Annotated in this window: 28 protein-coding genes; 15 read left to right on the plus strand and 13 right to left on the minus strand. The window is 38.4% G+C overall.

The window, feature by feature from the left end:
• Positions 1 to 51: 51 nt before the first annotated feature.
• The 3 genes from MBUR_RS03245 to MBUR_RS03255 all read left to right on the plus strand — a co-directional run bounded on the left by MBUR_RS03245 (position 52) and on the right by MBUR_RS03255 (position 2,216).
• Positions 52 to 1,422, plus strand: coding sequence for a PAS domain-containing sensor histidine kinase (locus MBUR_RS03245; protein ID WP_011498769.1), 1,371 nt, complete (start codon positions 52 to 54; stop codon positions 1,420 to 1,422).
• Positions 1,423 to 1,562: 140 nt separating this feature from the next.
• The gene (locus MBUR_RS03250; RefSeq protein ID WP_048063196.1) at positions 1,563 to 1,952 is read left to right on the plus strand and encodes a hypothetical protein; all 390 of its coding nucleotides are present in this window, start codon (positions 1,563 to 1,565) and stop codon (positions 1,950 to 1,952) included.
• Positions 1,953 to 1,958: 6 nt separating this feature from the next.
• The gene (locus MBUR_RS03255) at positions 1,959 to 2,216 is read left to right on the plus strand and encodes a hypothetical protein (RefSeq protein ID WP_011498771.1); all 258 of its coding nucleotides are present in this window, start codon (positions 1,959 to 1,961) and stop codon (positions 2,214 to 2,216) included.
• A 126-nt stretch (positions 2,217 to 2,342) separates the two neighbouring features.
• Here MBUR_RS03255 and MBUR_RS14540 read toward each other — a convergent pair whose 3' ends face one another.
• The gene (locus tag MBUR_RS14540; protein WP_269479033.1) at positions 2,343 to 2,477 is read right to left on the minus strand and encodes a hypothetical protein; all 135 of its coding nucleotides are present in this window, start codon (positions 2,475 to 2,477) and stop codon (positions 2,343 to 2,345) included.
• A gap of 84 nt (positions 2,478 to 2,561) precedes the next feature.
• Here MBUR_RS14540 and MBUR_RS03260 point away from each other — a divergent pair, with 84 nt between their 5' ends.
• Positions 2,562 to 2,798: a hypothetical protein gene (locus MBUR_RS03260; protein WP_048063197.1), complete on the plus strand. Its 237-nt coding sequence runs from the start codon at positions 2,562 to 2,564 to the stop codon at positions 2,796 to 2,798.
• Positions 2,799 to 3,025: 227 nt separating this feature from the next.
• Here the strand turns inward: MBUR_RS03260 and MBUR_RS03265 are convergent, their stop codons facing one another.
• The 4 genes from MBUR_RS03265 to corA form a co-directional block, all read right to left on the minus strand.
• Positions 3,026 to 3,373, minus strand: a complete 348-nt coding sequence (locus tag MBUR_RS03265; RefSeq protein WP_157196637.1) for a hypothetical protein — start codon at positions 3,371 to 3,373, stop codon at positions 3,026 to 3,028.
• A gap of 101 nt (positions 3,374 to 3,474) precedes the next feature.
• The gene (locus MBUR_RS03270) at positions 3,475 to 4,095 is read right to left on the minus strand and encodes a VTT domain-containing protein (protein ID WP_011498774.1); all 621 of its coding nucleotides are present in this window, start codon (positions 4,093 to 4,095) and stop codon (positions 3,475 to 3,477) included.
• A gap of 354 nt (positions 4,096 to 4,449) precedes the next feature.
• Entirely contained in the window at positions 4,450 to 4,920 is a 471-nt protein-coding gene (locus MBUR_RS03275) for a metal-binding protein (RefSeq protein WP_011498775.1), read from the minus strand.
• A gap of 519 nt (positions 4,921 to 5,439) precedes the next feature.
• Positions 5,440 to 6,501 (minus strand): magnesium/cobalt transporter CorA, encoded by a 1,062-nt coding sequence (gene corA, locus MBUR_RS03280; protein WP_011498776.1) that lies wholly within the window; start codon positions 6,499 to 6,501, stop codon positions 5,440 to 5,442.
• Between the two features lie 643 nt (positions 6,502 to 7,144).
• Between corA and MBUR_RS03285 the strand changes: the two genes are divergently transcribed.
• Positions 7,145 to 7,777, plus strand: coding sequence for a mechanosensitive ion channel family protein (locus tag MBUR_RS03285; protein ID WP_198003788.1), 633 nt, complete (start codon positions 7,145 to 7,147; stop codon positions 7,775 to 7,777).
• A 441-nt stretch (positions 7,778 to 8,218) separates the two neighbouring features.
• On the opposite strand, the gene MBUR_RS03290 is transcribed toward MBUR_RS03285, so the two are convergent.
• The 3 genes from MBUR_RS03290 to MBUR_RS03300 all read right to left on the minus strand — a co-directional run bounded on the left by MBUR_RS03290 (position 8,219) and on the right by MBUR_RS03300 (position 11,364).
• Positions 8,219 to 9,700 (minus strand): IS66-like element ISMbu5 family transposase, encoded by a 1,482-nt coding sequence (locus MBUR_RS03290; protein ID WP_011498778.1) that lies wholly within the window; start codon positions 9,698 to 9,700, stop codon positions 8,219 to 8,221.
• A 218-nt stretch (positions 9,701 to 9,918) separates the two neighbouring features.
• A complete protein-coding gene (locus MBUR_RS03295; RefSeq protein WP_048063198.1) occupies positions 9,919 to 10,503 on the minus strand; it encodes a PEF-CTERM sorting domain-containing protein in 585 nt (194 codons plus the stop codon).
• A 198-nt stretch (positions 10,504 to 10,701) separates the two neighbouring features.
• Positions 10,702 to 11,364, minus strand: coding sequence for a molybdopterin-dependent oxidoreductase (locus MBUR_RS03300; protein ID WP_048063199.1), 663 nt, complete (start codon positions 11,362 to 11,364; stop codon positions 10,702 to 10,704).
• Positions 11,365 to 11,698: 334 nt separating this feature from the next.
• On the opposite strand from MBUR_RS03300, the gene MBUR_RS03305 reads away from it, so the two are divergent.
• The 4 genes from MBUR_RS03305 to MBUR_RS03320 all read left to right on the plus strand — a co-directional run bounded on the left by MBUR_RS03305 (position 11,699) and on the right by MBUR_RS03320 (position 14,196).
• A complete protein-coding gene (locus tag MBUR_RS03305; RefSeq protein WP_052286190.1) occupies positions 11,699 to 12,118 on the plus strand; it encodes a class I SAM-dependent methyltransferase in 420 nt (139 codons plus the stop codon).
• A 110-nt stretch (positions 12,119 to 12,228) separates the two neighbouring features.
• Positions 12,229 to 12,543 (plus strand): hypothetical protein, encoded by a 315-nt coding sequence (locus MBUR_RS03310; RefSeq protein ID WP_011498782.1) that lies wholly within the window; start codon positions 12,229 to 12,231, stop codon positions 12,541 to 12,543.
• Positions 12,544 to 12,701: 158 nt separating this feature from the next.
• Entirely contained in the window at positions 12,702 to 13,664 is a 963-nt protein-coding gene (mch, locus tag MBUR_RS03315) for a methenyltetrahydromethanopterin cyclohydrolase (protein ID WP_011498783.1), read from the plus strand.
• 58 nt (positions 13,665 to 13,722) lie between these two features.
• Complete coding sequence (locus MBUR_RS03320; RefSeq protein WP_011498784.1) at positions 13,723 to 14,196, plus strand: DUF2124 domain-containing protein; 474 nt, start codon at positions 13,723 to 13,725, stop codon at positions 14,194 to 14,196.
• A gap of 106 nt (positions 14,197 to 14,302) precedes the next feature.
• Here the strand turns inward: MBUR_RS03320 and MBUR_RS03325 are convergent, their stop codons facing one another.
• Positions 14,303 to 15,316, minus strand: coding sequence for a class I SAM-dependent methyltransferase (locus MBUR_RS03325; protein ID WP_011498785.1), 1,014 nt, complete (start codon positions 15,314 to 15,316; stop codon positions 14,303 to 14,305).
• A gap of 223 nt (positions 15,317 to 15,539) precedes the next feature.
• On the opposite strand from MBUR_RS03325, the gene MBUR_RS03330 reads away from it, so the two are divergent.
• Complete coding sequence (locus MBUR_RS03330; RefSeq protein WP_011498786.1) at positions 15,540 to 16,274, plus strand: V4R domain-containing protein; 735 nt, start codon at positions 15,540 to 15,542, stop codon at positions 16,272 to 16,274.
• Between the two features lie 137 nt (positions 16,275 to 16,411).
• Here the strand turns inward: MBUR_RS03330 and MBUR_RS03335 are convergent, their stop codons facing one another.
• From MBUR_RS03335 to MBUR_RS12855, 4 genes are all read right to left on the minus strand, one after another.
• A complete protein-coding gene (locus tag MBUR_RS03335) occupies positions 16,412 to 17,101 on the minus strand; it encodes a DUF2110 family protein (RefSeq protein ID WP_011498787.1) in 690 nt (229 codons plus the stop codon).
• 24 nt (positions 17,102 to 17,125) lie between these two features.
• Positions 17,126 to 17,695, minus strand: coding sequence for a MarR family transcriptional regulator (locus MBUR_RS03340; RefSeq protein ID WP_232222001.1), 570 nt, complete (start codon positions 17,693 to 17,695; stop codon positions 17,126 to 17,128).
• 140 nt (positions 17,696 to 17,835) lie between these two features.
• Positions 17,836 to 18,996 (minus strand): tRNA (guanine(10)-N(2))-dimethyltransferase, encoded by a 1,161-nt coding sequence (locus MBUR_RS03345; RefSeq protein ID WP_048063495.1) that lies wholly within the window; start codon positions 18,994 to 18,996, stop codon positions 17,836 to 17,838.
• 30 nt (positions 18,997 to 19,026) lie between these two features.
• Complete coding sequence (locus MBUR_RS12855; protein ID WP_011498790.1) at positions 19,027 to 19,491, minus strand: hypothetical protein; 465 nt, start codon at positions 19,489 to 19,491, stop codon at positions 19,027 to 19,029.
• A gap of 145 nt (positions 19,492 to 19,636) precedes the next feature.
• On the opposite strand from MBUR_RS12855, the gene MBUR_RS03355 reads away from it, so the two are divergent.
• From MBUR_RS03355 to MBUR_RS03375, 5 genes are all read left to right on the plus strand, one after another.
• Positions 19,637 to 20,215, plus strand: a complete 579-nt coding sequence (locus MBUR_RS03355) for a helix-turn-helix domain-containing protein (RefSeq protein ID WP_011498791.1) — start codon at positions 19,637 to 19,639, stop codon at positions 20,213 to 20,215.
• 10 nt (positions 20,216 to 20,225) lie between these two features.
• Positions 20,226 to 20,639 (plus strand): acyl-CoA thioesterase, encoded by a 414-nt coding sequence (locus MBUR_RS03360; protein ID WP_011498792.1) that lies wholly within the window; start codon positions 20,226 to 20,228, stop codon positions 20,637 to 20,639.
• 22 nt (positions 20,640 to 20,661) lie between these two features.
• Positions 20,662 to 22,299, plus strand: a complete 1,638-nt coding sequence (locus tag MBUR_RS03365; RefSeq protein WP_048063201.1) for an AMP-binding protein — start codon at positions 20,662 to 20,664, stop codon at positions 22,297 to 22,299.
• Positions 22,300 to 22,573: 274 nt separating this feature from the next.
• The gene (locus MBUR_RS03370) at positions 22,574 to 22,813 is read left to right on the plus strand and encodes a hypothetical protein (RefSeq protein WP_157196638.1); all 240 of its coding nucleotides are present in this window, start codon (positions 22,574 to 22,576) and stop codon (positions 22,811 to 22,813) included.
• Positions 22,813 to 23,127 carry an ATP-binding protein gene (locus MBUR_RS03375; protein ID WP_048063203.1) on the plus strand — a complete coding sequence of 105 codons (315 nt, stop codon included), beginning with the start codon at positions 22,813 to 22,815 and terminating at the stop codon, positions 23,125 to 23,127. Before MBUR_RS03370 ends, MBUR_RS03375 begins: the two co-directional genes overlap by 1 nt.
• The last annotated feature ends 31 nt before the right edge of the window (positions 23,128 to 23,158 follow it).

The following is a 23,158-nucleotide window of genomic DNA, read 5'->3' on the forward strand; positions in this document are numbered from 1 at the left end:
AATAACAAAACTAGTAAGGGCCAACCTCATATTTTCAGTGGGTATAAGCATATGAAGAAATCTTGGAAGATTAATAAGTTTAAAACAAACCGCGCATTTTTTGAAGTAGTTGTAATCGTAGTTGCAACCGTTATCGTGACAATATTAGCGATAATATCTGGCGGAATCCAGATGTTTTGTGAATGGTTTCAAGCACATGAAGTGGTACATGCACCCATTTTTGGATTTTTATTTTTGATGTCCGGTCTTGCGATATATGGCCTCCGTAGCTACAATGAAACGGATCAAGAAATCGGCAGCTACAGGGATTTTAAACATTCTCTGCAAGAATCTGAGGAAAAATTCAGAACCATATTTGACAAGGCTAATGATGGGATATATCTGATAGATCTTCATGGTCGTTTCATTGATGTAAATGCTATGGCATGTAAACAAACGGGTTACAGTCGGGATGAAATGCTGCAAATGGCATATAAGGACATGGGCTTTCCTGAAATTGATTACAAAAAACAAGTGAAAGAATTATACAAGAAAGGATACACCAGTTTCGAGTCAGCTTCTATTCTCAAGGATGATTCCACTGCTTATGGTCAGATGCGTTCTCAAATTATTCAATATGGTGGAAAGACAGCAATCCTAAGCATTGCCCGTGACATCACCGAACGCAAGAAGGCAGAGGAAGCAATACTGGAAGCCAAAATAGAAGCCGAGTCTGCCAATCGTGCCAAAAGTGAATTCCTTGCAAACATGAGCCATGAACTACGTACGCCTCTTAATTCGATCATTGGTTTCTCGGACGTACTGTACAATGAAAGTCACGGTCCTTTGAATGAGTATCAGAAGAAATATACATCTAATGTTCTTAGAAATGGAAAGCATCTTTTGGATATCATCAACGACATCTTATCCATCTCAAACATCGAAACCGGAACGATGGAACTTCATATTAATGAATTCATTGTGTCCGATGCTATTGATGAAGTGGAATCATTGATGATACTTATTGCATCAGAGAAGGATATTGACTTGACATGCAATATCGACATTGGAATGCCTACCATTAAAACAGACATGATCAAATTCAAGCAAATTCTTTACAACCTTGTGCATAATGCCATTAAGTTCACGGATCAAGGAGGATCAGTGACAATAGGAGGAAAAATATCAGATGACCTTGTGCATATTTCTGTAAAGGACAGTGGCATCGGTGTTTCACCAGAGGATCAGGATAAACTGTTCAACCCTTTTTTTCAGTTAGATTCTTCAAATGCCAGAAAATATGGAGGCACCGGTCTTGGCCTTGCACTTGTGAAGAAATTTGTTGAAATGCATGGTGGAGAGATTTGGGTCGAAAGTGAAGTTGGAAAAGGAAGTACGTTTACCTTTATAATACCAACAAAACCTCTGAATTCGGACTTTTAAAATATCATTGGATCATTTGCGGAATGCCCACTTCTCTTGATCTTCATCCCACATGAGACGGGCCTTTTTCTTCTGTTCCTCGAAAAAGGAAAGTTGAAATATAATTAATCATATTAAAAAAAATATAAAGTGGTGAATAGATGAAAAGTGAAATTAAATGGGCCATCTTTTTTGGCTGTTGTATACTTTCAATAATTGCAATAGATGCATTGATTACAATCGGAGCAATGAGTAAAATAATCCCATTAGAAGATGAAATGTTGACTCTGATCCATAACTTCATTAGCACGGTTTTAGACAGCGCATTAGTAATAATCACCTTAGTATATGTCATTATCACAGCAGAGATTCTAAAAGACAGTCAACAAACGAGAAAGGTATCCATTGTCCAAAAACAATTGGATGATTTTTACATACCGATGAAGGAAATATATAAGGAGCTCGCTTTTTTTCCACTCGGTGACAATGAAACAGGATTTCAAACCAATGGCACATCTGTAAATTATATTGAACATATAGTGGCTGGTTAGAAAAATATGAGTTCTACTGACCAAGAAGAAGCAAAAATCATACAAATAACCGTTGTCAACCGCAATAGAGAAGTCGATGATATAAAAAGAAAAGTATACCTTTCTAACAAAAACTCATATAAATTTTTCAGTGAATTGCTTGATAACATTGCTAAAAAAAATATGATTACAGTATGTGAACTACTTGATGTATCCCAAAATCTGGAAAATATTATAGAGAATGATATTGAAAATTTGACCACCGGACTACAAAACGGCCTGTAAACAATTTATTCCAATGTATTCCGATGATCTTCCTGACAATTCTTCGAACAATACGGCATATTTCCATTGAAGCAATTTAAAAAGAAATAAGTGACTATAATAGAGTATGAATTCTAAAATAGATTATCAAAGCACAACTCGTTTTTTAATGTCAATGGGGCTTGTTCTTTGCATAACTGGTGCATTGTTGTTTGCTTTCTTACTGACAATTCCGAGTTCAACAATGGTATTATTCTTATTTATTTTCATAGTTGTTTTCATTTTTATTGGTTTTATTTTATTATATAAAGGATTTAACGATTTGCGATTATCAGAAGTTCAGGAAAAAGGCAACGTTTTGAGTTAATGATTAATCAAATTCTTAAACAAGATTTGCAATTGATTAATTTGAAGATTCGATGTCTTGAATATAATGAAAAAGTAAGAGATTTAAAAGCCAATAATATCCCAGCACCTCTTGGACTCAAAGAATTAAACGAGATCTATCCCCGTGATTTCCCAAACATTGCCAAACAAGCTTTATATCCTGATTTTTATGACAAAACTTATCCTAACCTGAACGGGGACAAACAAAATCGTTAAGTTTTAAATTTTGTAATGAGAGCAAAAACTCCTCATACGACTGGATTACTTGCTGCACTCTATGCATAATTGCATATGTTCATCACATTCCTTTTTAAACTAAAGCGTTATCCAGTCAAGCATATCCATACTCATAATCAAAGGATTCTAATTTGTATTCATCGACATCCGGCATTTTTACTCCCCGAGGATATCCCCGACAGCCGCTTGAGCATCCACATAAGCCTTCAGTAAATCATTAGCCAACTTATCACCATCTTCATCAGATGGTTTGAGATCTTCCTTTCCTGAACTGACAATGCTTCCCACATTCGCAGGTGCAGTTGCAGTATCGAAATTCTCCAGTTCAAGTGATCCAAAGCCAGCCTGTTCTGCTGCAGATTGAACATCAGTCTTGCTACCTGCAATCTCTTTGCATCAGTCAATTTGGCCTGAGCAATCTTCAATAGTTCCTTAACATCACCAGTCTCAAGAACGAATTTGACCTGAGCAGTATCAGCCTTGTCTCCGAACTTCTCTCGTATCAGTGCATCTGCAACACTTTGGTAGTCTCTCTGGACACCAGCATATGCCATGATGTGAAAGTTCGCTTTATGAAATAGAAAGAGTTGCATATCAGTGGGATAAAAGATACATATCTCCAATCAGAGTGATCTTTACAAGTCCTTTCAACACTTCAGATCAAACGATATCCTAATTTAGAGATCTCCACTAGAATAAGGATAAGGGTAAAATTGCCCACAAATAATGGAATGATCATCTTTCTGAATGGAAAACCTACTATTGCAAGTGCTATTGCAATAATATCACTAGGAAGAGGGGTCAATGAGTAAAAAAATATCAGCACCATAGTTAATCTGTCATCTATCTGTTCCATCCATTTTGTCAGGCGAAAAACACTATTCGCATATCTTCCCTTAATACACTGCTTACTTTTCATACCCAAATAGTAAAAGACCAAATCTCCAAAAGTAAGACCCAAACTTGCGAATAAAGCAATTCCTATCGGACTTACACCCCCCAGGGATATTACGATCAGAGCAGTATAGAATGTGGTAGAAGTAAATGCAGAGATCCCACCTATAATCGCTAACATAAAGACCAAAAGGTAGACATTACGTACACCCAGTCTTTCAACCAGTTCTCCCGGAGGATGGTAAAAAAGTAGAATCGTCCATGTAACTATGAATAGAGCAATTAGACTGAGGATCAGTATATTCCTTTTCCCATTATTATAAGGACATACACCCATTTCATGATCCACTTTTTTTGATGGGAACAGTTTTTCATTTTTCACCTGTATTAAACCTCTCAATGACTTGAACATTCCTAGGTTAAAATCCTTTCCTTGATAACATGGCTTAAAGATCAGAACTTATTCTTTATTAGAAGTTGGTATGGCTTTTATATTCATGAGAAAGAACAATAAAACACTTTAAACGACATCAAAAGCATATCATTTAGTAGAACGATCAGGAAAATGAATTGAAATGGGGCGAATGATAATTAGCTATAGGCCACACTGATTCGAATTTTCTAATTTAGACAGAGATTCGCCCTGCACTATAGAGGGGAATGTAACACCCAAAAATATAACATTTGTAAGAGTAGCCGCCTATTTGTTAAATTCAAAATCGGAATAGCTGAATTCTCAAAACAAATTTTTCATTTTTGAGATCAAGAAATCCGATATTATGTGGATCTCCATTGACAGGATCATCCCGGTCGTAGCTGCTATAATATATCTTGAGTGCCCCTGGTGTAACTCAACCCCCATAAATAGCAGCAATAAGGCGACTATCAATGCAAGGTTGATCACAATGGATAGGGGACCTATGATAGGATTGTGGGAGAGACCCCTGTGTTTGAATATGACCTTATAAGGCCACCAGAGTATCCTGAACATTTTCCATCTCTTGTAGGGTTTGCTTTCTATATCGAGGTCTGGACTAAGGAAGAATGTTGCGAATATATATGATAGCGAAAGGACTGATATCGTGTAAATATCCAGATATCTGGCAGCCATCTCACTTAAATTTCCCATTATAAGATAGAAAATACCTGCCAATATAATTATTAGCACTGCAATGTTTATCGTATCATGTGTTTTTCCGCCTGGCATTGTTTATCGACCTCATGAATATGAATTTGTATCTTTAGTGGCATGGGAGATGTCATATTTTTGCATAATGCTACTGTTTTTATGTAGGTGCCTTATCGATATATAAGTGAAAATATTAAAAGTTCATCCTTATTATATGCGTATTGCTATATCAAATAATACATATATTTTCAAAAGTTTGAACTATATTAATATTTAAAGAAGAAATCGTAAAAATGGACAATAATGAAAATTCGTCTCTGTCGAAGTCTTCAATATTTGGACAATAATCCAATATAAATATATTATTGAATATGCTGCACGATGTTGAGTTATAATCTCAATTACAATCTATATATGTGGATTTTGATAGGATTTCTACAGAGCCGAAATATCTCCAATTAATAAATATAGATGAATCATCCAGCAGACTGAATCCTATGTAGAAGGGTATTGGAAATAAGATATGAACTGATCTTTGTCCACAAAAGGTGCCATACACAACATACCAAGACCATTTATTGTAGGATATGTCCTATTTTAGATCCATTTCATCTTTTTAAAATAAAGGACCATCGACATTCCCACCGAGATCATGATGAGCCACACCACTGGATAACTCCATTTCCAGCCCAGTTCGGGCATATGCTGAAAATTCATTCCATATACCCCAGCTATAAATGTTAGGGGTATGAATATCGTGGCAACCAATGTAAGAACTTTCATTACCTCATTCATTTTATTGCTCAAACTTGAGAGGTATATGTCCAGCATTCCGGAAAGCATCTCTTTATACGTCTCTATTGTATCGATTATCTGAATTATGTGGTCATGCACATCTTTGAGATATACGTGAGTGGAATCCATTATAAGTGACGATTCCATCATTCTCAGACTATTAAGGATCTCCCTCAGTGGCCAGATCGATCTTTTAAGGGATATCATTTCTCTTTTCAGTTCATGGATCGTCGTCAAAGTATCTGGAGTTGGATCGGTTACCAGCTCTTCTTCTATAAAATCGATCTTTTCCCCGATCTTTTCGAGTATAATAAAGTAATTATCGACAATGGAATCTATTAATGCGTAAGCAAGATAGTCCGCATCCATCTTCCTGATACGACCCTTTGGTGCCCTCAACCTCCCCCTGACCGGATCAAAGGTATCGCCGATTCTCTCCTGGAATGATATGACCAAATTTGGTGCTAAAATAAAACTAACCTGCTCTGTTGTTAATTCATTTACCTTTTCATCAAATGAAATCATTTTCATTACAACGTATATGTAATTTTCAAAATCCTCTAATTTTGGACGCTGATTCGTGTTAAGTATATCTTCCAGCACAAGGGAAGTTAAACCAAAATTGAGTCCGATCTTCTCTATGACATCAACTTGGTGTATGCCATCTATATTGATCCATGTAACCGTTTTGTTATCAGTATAACGAAAACATTCCTCTACGTTTTCCACTTCTTTTTCCGAAAAGTGGCTTTTATCGTAATCAAAAATAGTAAATCTGACCCTCCCTTCCCTCACCTCACCTACATGGATAAGAGAACCAGGTGGGAGACCTGCTTTAGACGATCTTTTAAAGATATTAGTCATTAATACCTCTGCCACTTATAACTATAAAAGTATTATTATTTCAAATTTTGCAGATACCTGTTAGTCCATTTTCATAAAAAGCTAGTAAAAATGCAACTCATAAAATTGATAATCAAGCCTTTGAAGAAAATAAACATAATTTTTCGGAACCTGTAGCAATGATCATCGTCTGCTATATCATGTTAGAGAATGTTTTGTTGAGTATGAATATTAGTTGACAAAGGTGCTACTCTTAAGGCCATACAAAGTTAGTTATTCGACAAAACGCATATGTTGAAATTTTTTTAAAAAGAAAACAAATAACTGCCTTAATGACTTTTATTAAAAATGAGTTTCTCAAAAAAAGGTAAAGGCTATGGAACAAAATAAAATGCCAGAAAAAAAAGAAAGTAACAGAAATTTTAAGAAAAAGCATTTCAAAATCAAGATTATTAATCAGTCGTTAAACCACATAATAATCATCTTCTTGTTCTTCATACTACCGATATCTGCAATACTTTTTGTTGATCATCAAAGCTGGATAATTATCCCGGTAATAATTATTAATTTCCTAAAACTGGTCTATACAATCATTATTACCTACACGTTTGCCACAATATTCCTCAAATTTACAGTGAATATAATTCTAAAGATGTTTGAAAGTGTGAGCAAGAAAGAAGAAAAGATCCTCTTAAGTAAGATATACATCGGATTTGTCTATGCCTTCACAAGTGCAGTGATGTTCTGGCAGATTGGCATCGATACACAGAATATTGTGATATTCTTAGGTCTTGCTGCAACAGGTTTCGCTTTTGCGATCAGGGAGATCATTCTCTCCTATTTCATCTGGTTCATACTACTCACTAAAAAACCTTTCAAAATAGGAGATTACATATGCATAGGAGAGGAAGAGGGATTAGTGAAACACATCGGACTTTTTTATGTTGTAGTTTCTCCTACCAGACATAAAGAATTCTATAAGATACCAAACAAGGTCTTCCTGGAAAAACCAATTAAAAACTATGGAACCGGACTTTTCGAATCATTCTTCGACTATTATATCAAGGAGATACCCGGAGACCTCAGCGATCGTATCGATAAAATTGTTGAAAGAACAAATATAACAGAAGGTATTGATCTTAAATTGAAGTTGGACTCCGACTGTGATGGTTTAAAGCTTACAGCATATTACAGGTCCACATTCCATGAAAGAGAAAATATAAAGCACAAATTGATAGGTATCATTCTTGAAGGAATTAATATCCTTCAACCAGAGCATGTAGGTGAAGAACAATAATAATTTGTTTTGGGATCCCGGGAATAGATCACATCGACTTTCAACAACTAAATGGTTATATTCTGCTAAAACAGAGTTGTTGCCATACGAGAGGTCTTGTTTAACCAATTTAATAATATGAACCTCATTTACTGAATAATAAGTATTCAGGAATGGAAAGCAGCGGTAAAAACTTTTTACTAAAGGAATAAAAGGATAAGAAAGGGAAAAACAGGCACTAAAGAAAAGGATGATCTGCCCAGATCCTTTACCATTTCTTAAATTTTCGTGGATTATTATGATTCTTACCGGACTTAATATGAAACTAATGCTGCAACAATATTTTTTACGTGCAAGGATACTAAGCACAAATAAATTCAGAAAACTAAAATAAATAGTAACTATTCAGCCTACCTATAATCAATCCTGTATGACCAACCTTTACACAAAAAGATTAGAAGCTCAAACAATTGTTGGAATAAATGGCATTCCAGCAATTGCATTTCGAATTGCATCCATCACAGGAATCTGATTCTTCTTAACAGTAGAAATGTAACTTCTTACCCGCGAGAAAATTAATGCTCCTTGCATACTTCGGAATGTACCCGATATCTTCTGCTGTACTTTCATCATTCTCACATCCCTTTCTGCAAGATTATTCTCAAATGGAACTTTTAGATCATGCATAAACCTGAGAATATCATTTTTATAACCAATAAACCGATCCAGCAGATTTTTTGCTGTGGTTTGTTTAGTTCTTCCTCGCTTCTTTGATTTGGCTTGAAGTTGAGGATTTTCTTCTATCCCAATATGAATAATCTGGCCGTACCAATCTTCAAACTCTTTAATTCTCTCTGGTTTCATACAACCAGACATTCCTCGGATCTGGTCAACTGACTTTTTGACATCAATAAGTAGAATATTCATAGCTTTTGACCACAATTGATTATCGTTCTCGCTTACACTTGTTAATTCTCGCAATAGATGAGCATTACAGATCGAATGATCACAATCATATTTGTAATATGATTTCCAGAAATCATGAACTACTGTACCATTGAAATTTGGTAAGATTCCCATCGCATTCATTGCGTCAGAGCCTCTTTTTTGATGAGGATAATAACATGTCATTTTGTTTGTAGAAGCAACATGTAACCACTGTCGTTTTCCTTCTATCCTCATACCAGTTTCATCACAATTTATCACAGGAGATTCTATTAAGAAGTTCTTGATCTGCTGTTCGAAATCTTCAAGTTTTTCAAAACATGTCTTTTCTGCCCTGGCCAAAGTAGCGGGACTTATTTCACATCCACAAACATCAGCTAGCAATTCACAGCTGCGTTCATAAGGAAGTAATTGATAATCATGTAAGTAGACTGCTAATGATGCAAGACGCAAGCCATATTGCGTGGGTTGTTTAACCTTTTCTGAAAAAGTAGCTTTGTTCTTGCAACCGCAGTGAGGACAGGACTTGATTTCAGCACGATGTTCTGTTACTTGAAGTTTAATGGGAGGTATGTCAAATACTTGCCTTTTTTCATGATCTTTAACTTCTATATCTTCAAGCGATCTTTCACAATTGCTACATTTGTGTACTTTGTGAATTATAACTTCGTCAGGAACATCTACCATTCTGAGAGTAGTTCCAGGATGGTCTTTCTGACCACCTGGTTTCTTTCCACTCTTTTTTCGTCTGCTTTTTGTTTTTGGTTTCTCATTAATAAAAACATCAGTTGAAGGTGGTTTACTGCTGTTTCGGCTGTTTTTTTTGAGTTGCTCTTCCAATTTTTTAACTCGTTCTTCGAGTTCGGTTATTCTGGCAGCTTGTAGTTCTATGATCCTTTGTTGTTCAGCAATGATGTCGTACAATGTAGTGACAAGAGTGACAACTGCTTCGGGACCTTGTTCATAAACTGCTAGGATTTCTTTGCGTTTCGTGTTCATTCACCTCCTGTTTGGCAAAACCAATTGATTTTTTGGGTGTGAACTTAAATAGAATGCTACTACTTACTTTTTTCGTAAAAATCCATGTCAGAAGATGAAATAAATTGAGGTGGGGGGATTTTAGCACGCAAAGGTGGCTGAATAGTTACAATAAATATTAATAAAAAAAGTACAGAAGCATGCTGTCGGGCAGCACACTTGTATTATTATTTAATTATTCACTCTTTCCTGTGCTGGAAGAAGAATGCAATACCAATTATTGCAGCTACTGGAAGCGCAACTGTTGGGAATTCAGGGATCTCTTCAGTGTTGACTGGATGCATCGGGTTTGCTTCAACTGCATCTATCATGACACCAGGCATGACAGAATAAGCCGGAGACACTTGAGTTACAGAAGTAGGTAGTATGGACATATCTGAAATTCTTACAAATTTATAGTTAATTTCAGGATCGAGATTAGCAAAATCAATATCAATCAATGCCCTATAAGATGAGGATGAGAATGCAGGATATGGACTAACTGCAAAATCCACAGGAATCATGCCTAAAGGTATCCAATTCTCATTATCCGAACTTATTTCCACCATTGCAGCTTGTTCAGGGCTCATCATTGGGAAATATATGAGCAGATCAGGAGCAGTGGTCGATGATGGGATCAACATGTTATCGGTAAACTCAACAACCATAGAGTCACCCACATTAAAGTCAACTGTCATACCATCGGGCTGGCCCATGATCAAAGATGGGGTTGCAGAAGGATTTAAACCACTAATGACCAGATTATCAGCAAAAGGGTCCACCATCGAAAGGAGATGCAACTGCTGTATTCATTAACGAGACTGCTACCACTAAAGTAGCAACTATACCACATATTATTTTGATATTTTTCATATACGACCACCGTAGTTATACTTAAAGAGTGGATGAAGTATATAAATATAAGTATAATTCAGAATGTTTAGAAGCCGGTGATCTATAGAATATAACAAAATATGCCAGAGTCATCCAGATCTTGGGCCACCAAAATCTGCATTGTTGCTATATCCCCTGCTTTCCCAGTATCCTTCATACGGTTCATTAATAACCTCAATGCCGGTTATCCATTTTGCCCACTTGTACCCATATTTGCTTTCAGCAACAAGCTGCAGCGGGAAACCTCGATCTTGTGGAAGGGTAACAGCATTGAGCCTGTAAGCCAGAATTATATCATTTTCGATAAGGTAGTCCAGATTGAGGGAAGTAGAATAACCATCAGCAGAATAGAAAATAACGGTTGTCGCTCCTTCCTGAACACCCGCCTCATTAAGCAATGTAGAAACTGGCACACCAGTCCATTTTCCAGTGAAATCCCAGCCTTCGACACAATTAAGATCGATGAGCTTTGAGACATTAGGATAAGAAGTGATCTGCTCATACGTCAGATCTAAGGGTTCATCGACAATACCATCAACCTTCAACAGATAAGTATCTTCAATTATTCTCTGGGTTCCTTTAATTGCATTATTCCTCTGCTCACTGATGGGAGTCAGTTCGACACCCTGATATTCAAGAGTTTCAACTTCATCCCCATACAAACTTACGCCATCTCCATCTTGATAATAAGAAGTACAGCCTGAAATTGACATGAAGAAGCACAAGATGATAAAGACACTGATCATTTTCATTGCAATAACCCCGAATAAGAATTGAGGTTGATACATAAAATAGCTATTCATAGCACTACCTATCACCCACATGCCCTGTTAATGTTTATGAAAAAATTACATATATTAAACAAACAGAACTTATAGTTGGGGAATAAGGATTGAACACAACAAAATACACACAATAGAAATATCACCGCTATTCACATGTCCATGATCTTTTTGAATGGATGATGGAACATATTGCTTTCAAAAAATAGCGGAAGGTCGTTTTCTCAAAAGTTGGAGGAAGATGTCTTTAAGTTGGGTTTAGCACAGAAAAAACTTTGATAACTATCCTGAAAATGCTCAAGTCGTGGCTATCGATCATTCACCCGGAATGATAGGAAAGGCTAAGATCAGAGCAGCAAAATCAGACGTTGAAATGGTGATAATGGATGCTCAGCATCTTGCATTCAAAGATAACGTTTTTGATTCGGTCGTAATGATATTTGTACTTTGTTCAGTTCCAGATCCTGTAAAAGGAGTGGAAGAATACGTGCGGGTCTGCAAACCTGAAGGTAAGATAATAAATCTTGAACATGTTCGCAGCAAATACCAGATAATTTCATTTATGGAAGAACTGATAAACCCGATAACCAGCGGATTCTTCGGATTCAATGTAAATAGATATACAAGAAGTAATATCGAAGCAGGAGGAGCAAGTGTTGTCGAAGACCACAAGTTAGCATTTTTCGATGTTTTTAGGTTTATCATAAGTAAACCGAACAAATAATGCCATAAATTTACTAAAAAATGGAAAAATGTTATAATTTTTACCGATATGATTATAAATGATTAATCGTTGTGGATACTATTCATACACAACAAAAAGAGGAGAATACAATGGAAGAAGACTACGATGAACTTGATGATCTTATAATGCAAAAGCCTTCAGAAGGAGATAGAGTAAGGATGGAACACGAAATGCTTGACAAAGCTGCGTCCCACCCGATTAGAAGACAGATCGTAATATCCATCGGTGTATTCGGCAAAGCGGAAGCTGGCATAAAAGCCGAAGTTGAGACCGATGATAATACATTGAAGTATCACATGGACTTTCTGAAAAATGCTAATATCGTTGTGATCAAAGAGGATCTATTCAGGTTGACAGATAGCGGTGTTGATATGCTGGCCTCTATCAAGAGCCATAAAGAATAAATACATACCATCAAGTCGGCCTTAAGGCAGTTGAACTGCCATATTCCCTTTTTTAACTTTTAGCTATCTTCAGTACTATTTGGACTGGCTTCGTGCAATCGGCACTTTTATATTCTTCCCGAGCTAATCAAAGACACTAATAATAATGAGTGATAACCATGATAAGTGTCAATGAAAAAGGACTTGCGATCATCGATGAGATGTTAGACTGGGAAGAAGACGTAAAGATAGAATCAAAAGTGCTGGAAAACGGCGCAACTATCATCGACTGTGGTGTCAATGTAGAAGGTGGATACGATGCAGGTATGTATCTTTCACGCCTCTGCCTCGCAGACCTTGCTGAGATCAGCTACACAAAAGTAGATCTTGAGGGATTAGCAGTACCTGCAATTCAGATCGCAACAGACCATCCTACCATCGCATGCATGGCATCACAGTATGCAGGCTGGAGAATTGCAGTCGGCGACTACTTTGGAATGGGATCAGGTCCTGCAAGAGGTCTCGGACTTAAACCAAAAGAGCTCTACGAAGAGATAGGATACAAAGACGAGGCTGATGCAGCAGTTCTTGTAATGGAATCCGACAAACTTCCAACCGAGGAGATCGTCGAGTACATCGCAAAACATTGCAGTGTAGAGCCACAGAATGTATTCATCGCTGTTGCACCAACCTCATCAATTGCAGGATCAGTACAGATCTCCGCAAGAGTTGTTGAAACAGGCATTCACAAACTCGAATCCATTGGATATGACATCAACAAGATCAAGAGCGGATTCGGTGTTGCACCTATTGCACCTATTGTAGGAGACGATACTAAATGCATGGGATCTACCAACGACTGTATCATCTACTGTGGTGAAACATACTACACCGTAGAAGACGGAAATGCAGAAGAACTCGAAGATTTCGTTAAGAAAGCACCATCCTCAACATCAAGAGATTTTGGTAAGCCATTCTACACAACATTCAAGGAAGCAGGATTCGACTTCTTCAAGGTTGACGCAGGAATGTTCGCACCTGCAAAGATAACCATCAACGACCTCAAGTCAAAGAAGTCATTCACCAGCGGTCGCATTAACCCTGGAATTTTGCTAGAATCATTCGGCATCAAGAACGTTTAAAATAACAATACATGCAGCCATTAACTATGGCTGTATCATTTCTTTTTTAGGAGGATAAATGGAAACAATAGACAACTCCAGTGGAGTCGGAGGACTTTTAACATCTTTTAGAAAGCTTGTAAAAGACTCAAACAAAATTATGTTCATTGGAACTGCCGGATTCTGCACACCATTTGCAGAACTTATGGCATATGGCATACGTAATACAAATATAGAGATCGGATTCATTCCAGAGACCAGTCCTGAAGAAGCAAGGGAGATCGTCAAAACATCTTTCGGAATGCAGATAGGTGACAATATCGACTATCATGCAGACACTATTGTCCTTCTTGGCGGACTTTCCATGCCAAAGATGGGAATAAACCTCAATGCCGTGAAAGAGACAATGGAAAAAGTATTTGAGAACACTGATGAGGGAATGACCATCGGGGTATGTTTCCAGTCAGCTTTTGAGAACCAGTGCTGGATAGGACCGATAGAATTCGACCACATTATTGATTCCGACATTTCGATCAAGACATTGAAAGCATGAATTGGAAGAAGATCTGGCAATTAAGCACATATATTATTTTTCTTTTTTAATGTTCATATTCCATTGTCATAACCCATCATTGACCCATAAAATAAGGAATTATTGCTCATTTGATAAATGCATCCACAACAACATGCCATACCCCTGGCGAATATTTTTTGATGCGATAACATCCCATGATATCAACATCTCTACCAAGCGATGCCACTGCATCTTTTATTCTCTGGACGGGGCGGTCAAAGACAAGACATTCAGGTGTAGTCTCATGATAATGCAGAGTGCCACCTTCTTTTCTTATAGCAGAGATTCCCTGCCGGAGATACTCATGAGTGGTTCCCACATATCCCATGATCACACGGTCGGCAATGCCCACAGGTGTTACATCTTTGCAATTGCCATTGATAGCTTCGATCACATCTTCCTGATGGTTCAGCCTTATATTCTCGAGCAAATAGCCATATGAAACAGGATTCAGTTCAATGGAATATACTTTTTTAGGATTACCGTGGACTGCCAGAGGTATGGAAAAGTATCCGATACCTGCGAACATATCTACTACCACATCACCCTTTCCGAGCTTACTCATGCGTTTTTTCTCAGCAAGGTTGCCCTTTGAGAACATTAGCTTCATCACATCGATCTTAAAAAGGCATCCGTTCTCCTTCTCCATGGTCTCTGTCTTGTTGCCAATGATTATCTCACGTTCAGGCTCCCTGAAAGGTCCTTTTATTCCAAGATCACGCACAACACAGTTACATCGGGGATTCATCAAAAGAAGTTTTTCCGCAACCTCAGTCCTGTAATTTTGAATTTCAGCAGGAATATGGATTATTATGACATCACCTATTAAATGCCAACCCGAAGGAACGTATTGCAGCAGTTCATCGGGGATTATACCTATTAGATGGTCTTTCAATGAAACAGCTAAACGATAGAATTCAGGAATATTTTGTTTCACGACAGTAAAATCGGAAACATCGCAAAGAATGGGAATTTCAGCCATCCTACCTTCCAGCGAATCAACTACCACTATCTTCCGAGCCTTATCCAACACATTTGACTCTGCAAGTTTAGCCATTATAGCTTCAACAGATCCAATAGGTACAACAACAGCTTTCATAGAACGGTCTGAATCTGTACTAAAGTAAAAATAAACTAACGGTCAAAATTGGAAAAATATAGTGAAAAGTGCTCAAAAACTGCTAATTAATTCAAATTTGCACCAAATTTTTAGTAAATAAAACAAAATACCTTTCGAACACTTTAAGGGATCAATACAAATTAGAGGTTTATTATTCGTTACATGGCGAACTTTTATATATTTCATGCTTTAATTGTTCTATATGGAGCCTGATGGACAAACTGCACTATTTTCAACCCAAAATGGCATTATTGCCATTGAAGGTCCGGTCAAGCTTCAAATAATGGAGTTATTGTACGAGACTGCACAATCTTTTGATGATATAGTAAAACACACAGGAAAAGCAAAATCAACGATATCCGTACACCTGAAAGACCTGAAAGCAAGCAATTTACTAGAAGAACATGTCGATCCGGATGACAGGCGTAAAAAGACATATGTCATGTGTTCACAATATACTGCCTGCTCACAAAAGCCAGTATTCGACCATTACAGGAAGAACCTGGAAGAATTTACCACAAGCTTCGATAGCGAAGGAGGACTTCTCCGGTCAATGTTCCGGACAGTACAAAGTGGTTTTCATGCAAATGGATTTAATCAAACACCAATCATGGAAAATATCGGACAGGATATTGGAATGAAGATTGCCGAAACGTTCACTTCAACTTATATCGAAGGATTGTTCGAAGAAGTTACTGATTATTGGCAAAAGAATGAAATGGGTAAACTTACCGTTAGATCCTATGATCCGCTAATTATTAATATAAAGGACAGTTTTATCTGCGAAGGTACAAAGAACATAGGCCAGACATTATGTTCTTTTAATGAAGGCATACTTCAGGGAATTATCCTAAATAAAATGAACCTGCAATGTAACATCGTGGAAACAGAATGCTGCGGAACAGGTCATGGACACTGCCTATTTGTTATGCAATAACTATCCCTGCAAATGCTCAATGAATGGACAATAGTCCTCTAGTTTTCCATCATACATATCATACAATAATTATTAGAAAAGTGCTGAAAAAGGCAAGATCAGACAAGATCACCAAAATAACATGTCTGCCAATTAACTTAACGAGTTCCTTTGATAACACCAATTTCTGCATTCAGCAAAGGACCGATCTCTGCCACGATGCCAGGACCATCCGTTTTCTCACGACATACAACCAGATTCTCAAGCAGACCAAGCCTTTCAATGCCATAAATATCCCTGCCATGCCCTTTTTTCTTAATAGCACTCTTAAGTTCGGAACGTGTGACTGAATTCACTACCAGTCGGTCGGTTGGAAACTTCTTCCAGCTCCAGAAAAGATCGACCTGCTTTTTCGTAAAAGAAGCGAACGTACCATCTTCCTGCTTTAATACCCTGATATATACCGGCAGGTGAGGTATAAGACCAAACCTCGATGCTATCTGTGGACTAGTGCCAGCCCCAAGGACACTGAGCTCAGAAGACTTTATCTTTAAAGTGATACCGATATCTACAGTTATGCCATCCTCATTAATAGAAGAAATAAAACCCCTATAAACCGCTTTATCATCTACGTAGGTCACCGGGGTGCCAAACTTTTCTTTAAGGAAATTAATAGCGAACTCACCATCGTCTCCAGTAGCAGCTACCTGAAGCCATCCATCCGGACCCAGCGATACTTCGGCTTTCGCATCGAGGTCTTTCAATTCATTTTCCAGCATAAAGGAAGCAGAGCTTAATGAGCGTTCTACATTGCCGTAGATCTTGATAGTCAAAATTGCGGTTTCCATGAGTACTCATTGAATAGCAAGCATTTAACCGTTTTTGTTCAGAAGGGAAGAAAAAACATCCCTTGTAGTGTCATAAGCCCTGATGACCTCGGTATCTACAGGTGTTTCTGAAGAATTGATCATTTCACCTATCATTGCCATATCACGACTAAATGGCCCAAGCTTCCTCTTGATAGTAGCCGCATCCGCACCAGAGTCTATAAGTTCTTTATAGATACTTTCTATTTTAAAGCGTAACTTTTTGACAATATCAAATATCTCGGCAGAAGCTGTGTCAAGTTCTGAACCACTTACATCATGACGCCCTTCAACATCATATTCATCAGGAAGTTCACCATCAAGAGAAATTATGAGGTCCTTAAGGATCGACACAACGTTGGTCCCTTTTTCCGTCAACTCGACATATTTGATACGCCCTTCGAATGAAAATTGAACGAGTCCATCTTCCTCCATTCTTGAAAGGACCTTGGTCGTGTGGGCAAATGTTGAATTGATCTCTTTTGTGATCACTGAAGCATAGGTCCTACCGTAGAACCATATCGCAAGTAGAACAAGTGTTGGTTTTTCTTGAAGGAACAAATACTCAGGACTCACTTTTGACAGACAAATACCCCCAAAAATATATAAAACTCATAATAGATTATATTTAATTTAACATTATCTAATTTGATATATATTACTTTCTATAACATGGATCAAACTCAGACCATAATAAAATGGTCAAAGCTTAGAACTTAAAGACTCCTTAAGACATCTTTGATAGTATCGATCTTTGCATCGGTTTTGAATGAGATTCCAGTGAAATGTGTCCTTGAGACATTGGCTCCGGTTTCCCTAAGAGCGGCAATGAACATATCCATTGCAGGTGCCGAAACTCCGATCATCTTACAAATGACATGCTGATCATAGAAGAAGGGAATATCCAGTTCATCCCTACATGCCAAAATAAGCTTCTTTGCCTGCTCTTTCGTTCCAAGAGATCTGTCTTCCAGCTCCAGAAGAACCTCATCGCAGTACTGAGGTTCATGTAATTGCCCTAACCACAGAGGACCTGCTATATAGACATCATTTCCACAAGAGCTACAATGATCACTTATCGATATGGCCATTCCATGAAAGATCTCTCTGTGCCCACAATGTTCACAATGTGATAGGAATCCAAGATCCTTAAACGCTTTATCTGCCAGTTTAGCACCTTTTTTAACTTGGAGATAAGTGCGCACATAGTGCCTTGTAGCGTGAGAGAGCAAGGGGGTCATACCTTTGTCATGTTTGGCAAGTTCTCTAGCGATCTTGCCAAGAAGGATACGAACTCCCATCTCACTGTGGAATTCATTGTTCAACGGCACAGCGGCATATTTTCTCATCCCGGAATTAAAATGAGCACCACAAAGTGGAGCTGTATCCGTCGCAGTAACTTCCAAAAAATGAACTGCTGACCTTGTAGCTGCATCAAGGTAAGGGGTCGGACTTCCAAAAGGATCAAGATCAACTATATTGAAACGCCGCTCATGCATCAGGACATTGGCATTCTTGCAGGTAGCTTCTGCAATGTCAGAAACCCCAGTGAGGCCAATGTTCTCAAGAATGAGTCCATAAGCATCATCACTCCAGTCATTCAATATCGAAGTAATACCCACCTCATTAGCGATCCTCAATCCCCTGATGCCTGATGCAGACATCGCATCAAGATAAGTAATATCCTTAAGTTCCATATCCTTCTTAAGAAGAATACGCTTGGCACAGGCCGAGGTTGCTGCAACCGAGATATCCCGATTCAATTCCATATGAGGATTGTAGAAGACCGGTGCTTCAGAAGGAGGAAATGGAACCCCTTCCGGAGGAACCGGTACAGAAACTGTCGTACTACCCTCTGTGACTTTAGTGCTCAACATTTGCATATTGGAACTTGTAACAAAATGACATCATTTAACAATAACGGTACCACTCATTCTTGGCTGGCCGAGTATGCTATAATTGTATGTTCCTTCTTCAGTGAAAGTATAATTGAAAGGCACTCCATAGTTTATGGAACGGTCTTCCCACAATCCATCTTCACTGACAAGAGTGAACCGTTTCCTATCACCGCTATTCTGCCTATTGTTCCAAAAAACGGCATCTCCTTTATTGATCTCAAGTAAAGCAGGTCTTGACAAATAATGATCAAGTATGATAGAATAGGCCCTTGGCTCGATTATTTCCTCAGAAACATTTTCAGTGATGTCATCAGTGATGCCATCAGAGACATTTTCATCCGTGGTATTTTCGGAGACAAGATCATCAGAATCATTGCTAGCCTCACCATTAACATCATCGCCACTGTCGCCTATGCAACCTGCCACAAGAATACACATGGTCGCCAATAATAATATTAGCATTTTATTATTCATTTTACCTCACACTCATATTTTGTTTTCAAGAATTATAAAGGTAGCCACACAGTAACGCAGATATCTATTTAAGTTGCAATACCAATTCGAAAATCCTTTTGATCATTATTTGATGTTACATATATGCAAAAAGAGGTGAAATGAATTGACTGAAAAAAACAGTGTTGGAGAAAATATCCGCCAGTTCCGTGAAGACCGTAGTATGACAGTGGAAGAGCTGGCAAATGAGAGTCAGAGCAATGTGGAACTGATCGAAAAGCTTGAAAAGGGAGAGCTAATCCCGTCATTAACACCTCTTTTAAAGATAGCACGTGCTCTGGGAGTGCGACTTGGAACGTTCCTTGACGATACGCCTCAAAAAGGCCCTATAGTAAACCGTAGTGGAGAAGCAAAGAATGTGGTCCGCTTTTCAGGCAAATGTGCATCCTGTGAAGAAAGCACACTTGATTTTTATTCACTTGCCGCAGACAAGCAGGACAGGCATATGGAGCCATTCATAATAGATGTGCACCCCTGCAACGATGCAAAGGGACCGGTATTGTCATCTCACGAAGGTGAAGAGTTCATTTATGTGCTTGAGGGAGACATCGAACTATCCTATGGAAAGGATAAACACACCCTGACAAAAGGTGATAGTATCTACTATGATTCCATTGTCCCTCATGACCTCCACGCAGCAGGTAAGGAATCAAAGATACTTGCTATTGTCTATACCCCACTCTAAAGGAGAAGAAATGTTCGTTACAACTGTTACTCCAAGATTCGGCGATATCGATGGTTTGGGGCATGTGAACAATACAGTCCTGCCAGGATGGTTTGAACTTGCAAGAAACCCAATATTCCGTATGTTCGAGCCAGATCTTGACCTGAGTCCAGAGAAATGGGGACTGATAATGGCAAGGATCGATTTTGATTTCCTTGGTGAGATTTTCTTCGATGGCGATGTCGAAATAAGAACATATGTAAAGAGATTAGGGAACAAGTCCTTTACGTTGCATCACGAAGCATGGCAAAGAGGAGAGCTTAAGACAAAAGGAGACGCGGTACTGGTGGGCTATGATTTTGTCAATAAGAGGTCAAAAACTTTAGCTGATGACATAAAGGAAACTTTGGCAGAACACCTGATCCCTGAAGAGAAGAACGAATAAGATTACAAAGGTTCTGATGTCAATGCCATTTACTAAAGCTACCATTGGAGAATTTTTTGAAGAACAGGCCAGAAAGGACCCAAACCGAGACTTTATCGTCTATCCTGATCGAAATTTAAGATTCTCGTACAGTGAATTCAATGATAGGGTCGATGATCTTGCGAATGGACTTATATCCATCGGCATCACAAAAGGCGATCATGTTGGGATCTGGGCACGAAATGTGCCTGACTGGCTGACCTTCCTTTTTGCAACAGCAAGGATCGGTGCGGTACTGGTTACCGTAAATACTGCATACAAAAGCCATGAACTTGCATATGTGATGAAGCAATCAGATATGAAGGCAATTGCTATTGTTGATAGGTTCAGGGATGTTGACTATGTGGAAACGATCTATGAGCTGGTACCCGAACTAAAAACATGTAAAAGAGGGAACCTTAACAGTAAAGGGTATCCAAAACTTGAAAGTGTTATCTTTATCGGTCAGGAAAAGCACAGGGGAATGTACAACACAGCAGAAATGCTTCTACTTGGAAAGCATTCTGAAAGTGAAGAACTTGACAGCCTCAAAGGAACACTGGACTGCAAAGATGTCATCAACATGCAATACACATCAGGAACCACCGGATTCCCGAAAGGTGTTATGCTGACACATGAGAATATCCTTAACAACGGATATTACATCGGAGAAAGACAAAAATTCACAGAAGATGATCGATTGTGTCTCCCCGTCCCATTGTTCCATTGTTTTGGAATAGTACTTGGAGTTCTTGCAACTCTCACACATGGCGGTACGCTTGTAATGATAGAACTTTTTGATCCGCTTCTGGTGTTGGCCGCAGTACAGAAAGAAAAGTGTACTGCCCTTTATGGAGTTCCCACAATGTTCATTGCAGAATTCTCACACCCGATGTTCAAAATGTTCGATATGTCATCACTGAGAACAGGTATCATGGCAGGGTCACCATGCCCTATAGAGGCCATGAAAAAAGTTATCGATGAAATGAACTGCAAGGATATCACCATAGCTTATGGCCTTACAGAAGCTTCTCCTGTATTTACCCAGACAAGCACAAATGATCCCATTGAACGCCGTGTGAGCACGGTAGGAACATCACTGGAACATATCGATGTAAAGATAGTGGACTCCGAAACTGGTGAAATTGTAGGACCAAACGAGCAGGGAGAGATATGCTGTCGTGGTTACAATGTCATGAAAGGGTACTACAAGATGCCTGAAATGACCAATAGGGCCATCGACAAGGATGGATGGCTGCACAGCGGAGACCTCGCTACCGTTGATGAGGATGGTTATTACCGCATTACCGGAAGGATAAAGGATATGATCATCCGTGGCGGAGAAAATATCTACCCAAGGGAGATAGAGGAATTCCTTTACACCATCGAAGGAATTAAAGATGCACAGGTAATTGGAATACCTGATGAAAAATACGGTGAGATAGTAGGGGCTTTTGTTGTGCTCAAAGAAGGTTCAAAGCTCACACCAGAAGATATCAGGGATTTCAGCATCACAAAGATAGCACGCTATAAAGTGCCAAAACACATATTTATCGTAGATGAATATCCACTTACAGCAAGTGGAAAAGTTCAGAAGTTCAAGCTTAGGGAAATGGCCGTCGAGTTGATGGAGGAAAACTGACCGAACATATCTGAACAACATATCCGGAGCTAAAAGCTCCACCCTTTTTTTTGTTTTTAAAAAAATGGCTCTGTAGAAATCTTATCAAAATCTACATCTTTAGACTGGAATTGAGATTATAATCCAATATCGTGCAACACATTCAATCATATTATTATATTTGATTATTGTCCGAATATAGAGGATTTCTACAGAGCCGGAATATATTAACTTTAAAAGTGTGCCATGGTTTCAAAGCTTCTATTATACATAATCACCGGCACCCATCATAGTTATGAAATTCACCATGTTCCTCATCATTTCTACGACAACTAACCAGCATGAAGAACTGATACATAAAGAAGCTGTTTCTCTTATGAAAAATTATGCCACCCATTTTGATTCCGAGATGAGGGCCAACATGGCAATTGCAAGGGGTATTGCCAGCACAATGGAGGGGTACATATATGGAGATAGGGAAATTGCCGACAATGTCAAAACTGCAAATGCTGACAAAACAAAGTTCAAACAATAATGTACAATTTAATAAGCAATGCCATTAAATTCACACCTGAAAAAGGTAGCATTACCATCAACGTGTGGTCAGTAGACAAGAAACTGCATGTCAGTGTTAAAGATACAGGGATTGGGATAGCAGAGGACCATATCGATGAGGTATTCAAACCATTCATACAAGTAGGAGACTTTGTCTCAAAGGAACAAGCAGGAACAGGTCTTGGCCTTGCTCTTGTGAAAAAGCTGGTGGAGTTACACGGTGGAGATATATGGGTTGAAAGTGAGATGGAAAAAGGCAGTACATTTACTTTCACAATTCCTACAAATAAATGAAAAAAATGGATCTCCTCAACATTGAGTGGGT

The organism is Methanococcoides burtonii DSM 6242 (assembly GCF_000013725.1).
Taxonomy (GTDB): domain Archaea; phylum Halobacteriota; class Methanosarcinia; order Methanosarcinales; family Methanosarcinaceae; genus Methanococcoides; species Methanococcoides burtonii.

What these genes read in the sequence shown, in the direction of transcription:
- MBUR_RS03245 (WP_011498769.1), top strand. Translation starts at nt 52, where the DNA reads ATGAAGAAATCTTGGAAGATTAATAAGTTTAAAACAAACCGCGCATTT.
- MBUR_RS03250 (WP_048063196.1), top strand. Translation starts at nt 1,563, where the DNA reads ATGAAAAGTGAAATTAAATGGGCCATCTTTTTTGGCTGTTGTATACTT.
- MBUR_RS03255 (WP_011498771.1), top strand. Translation starts at nt 1,959, where the DNA reads ATGAGTTCTACTGACCAAGAAGAAGCAAAAATCATACAAATAACCGTT.
- MBUR_RS14540 (WP_269479033.1), bottom strand. Translation starts at nt 2,477, where the DNA reads ATGAAAACAACTATGAAAATAAATAAGAATAATACCATTGTTGAACTC.
- MBUR_RS03260 (WP_048063197.1), top strand. Translation starts at nt 2,562, where the DNA reads ATGATTAATCAAATTCTTAAACAAGATTTGCAATTGATTAATTTGAAG.
- MBUR_RS03265 (WP_157196637.1), bottom strand. Translation starts at nt 3,373, where the DNA reads ATGGCATATGCTGGTGTCCAGAGAGACTACCAAAGTGTTGCAGATGCA.
- MBUR_RS03275 (WP_011498775.1), bottom strand. Translation starts at nt 4,920, where the DNA reads ATGCCAGGCGGAAAAACACATGATACGATAAACATTGCAGTGCTAATA.
- corA (WP_011498776.1), bottom strand. Translation starts at nt 6,501, where the DNA reads ATGACTAATATCTTTAAAAGATCGTCTAAAGCAGGTCTCCCACCTGGT.
- MBUR_RS03290 (WP_011498778.1), bottom strand. Translation starts at nt 9,700, where the DNA reads ATGAACACGAAACGCAAAGAAATCCTAGCAGTTTATGAACAAGGTCCC.
- MBUR_RS03295 (WP_048063198.1), bottom strand. Translation starts at nt 10,503, where the DNA reads ATGGTGGACCCTTTTGCTGATAATCTGGTCATTAGTGGTTTAAATCCT.
- MBUR_RS03300 (WP_048063199.1), bottom strand. Translation starts at nt 11,364, where the DNA reads ATGAAAATGATCAGTGTCTTTATCATCTTGTGCTTCTTCATGTCAATT.
- MBUR_RS03310 (WP_011498782.1), top strand. Translation starts at nt 12,229, where the DNA reads ATGGAAGAAGACTACGATGAACTTGATGATCTTATAATGCAAAAGCCT.
- mch (WP_011498783.1), top strand. Translation starts at nt 12,702, where the DNA reads ATGATAAGTGTCAATGAAAAAGGACTTGCGATCATCGATGAGATGTTA.
- MBUR_RS03320 (WP_011498784.1), top strand. Translation starts at nt 13,723, where the DNA reads ATGGAAACAATAGACAACTCCAGTGGAGTCGGAGGACTTTTAACATCT.
- MBUR_RS03325 (WP_011498785.1), bottom strand. Translation starts at nt 15,316, where the DNA reads ATGAAAGCTGTTGTTGTACCTATTGGATCTGTTGAAGCTATAATGGCT.
- MBUR_RS03330 (WP_011498786.1), top strand. Translation starts at nt 15,540, where the DNA reads ATGGAGCCTGATGGACAAACTGCACTATTTTCAACCCAAAATGGCATT.
- MBUR_RS03335 (WP_011498787.1), bottom strand. Translation starts at nt 17,101, where the DNA reads ATGGAAACCGCAATTTTGACTATCAAGATCTACGGCAATGTAGAACGC.
- MBUR_RS03345 (WP_048063495.1), bottom strand. Translation starts at nt 18,996, where the DNA reads ATGTTGAGCACTAAAGTCACAGAGGGTAGTACGACAGTTTCTGTACCG.
- MBUR_RS12855 (WP_011498790.1), bottom strand. Translation starts at nt 19,491, where the DNA reads ATGAATAATAAAATGCTAATATTATTATTGGCGACCATGTGTATTCTT.
- MBUR_RS03360 (WP_011498792.1), top strand. Translation starts at nt 20,226, where the DNA reads ATGTTCGTTACAACTGTTACTCCAAGATTCGGCGATATCGATGGTTTG.
- MBUR_RS03365 (WP_048063201.1), top strand. Translation starts at nt 20,662, where the DNA reads ATGCCATTTACTAAAGCTACCATTGGAGAATTTTTTGAAGAACAGGCC.
- MBUR_RS03370 (WP_157196638.1), top strand. Translation starts at nt 22,574, where the DNA reads ATGAAATTCACCATGTTCCTCATCATTTCTACGACAACTAACCAGCAT.
- MBUR_RS03375 (WP_048063203.1), top strand. Translation starts at nt 22,813, where the DNA reads ATGTACAATTTAATAAGCAATGCCATTAAATTCACACCTGAAAAAGGT.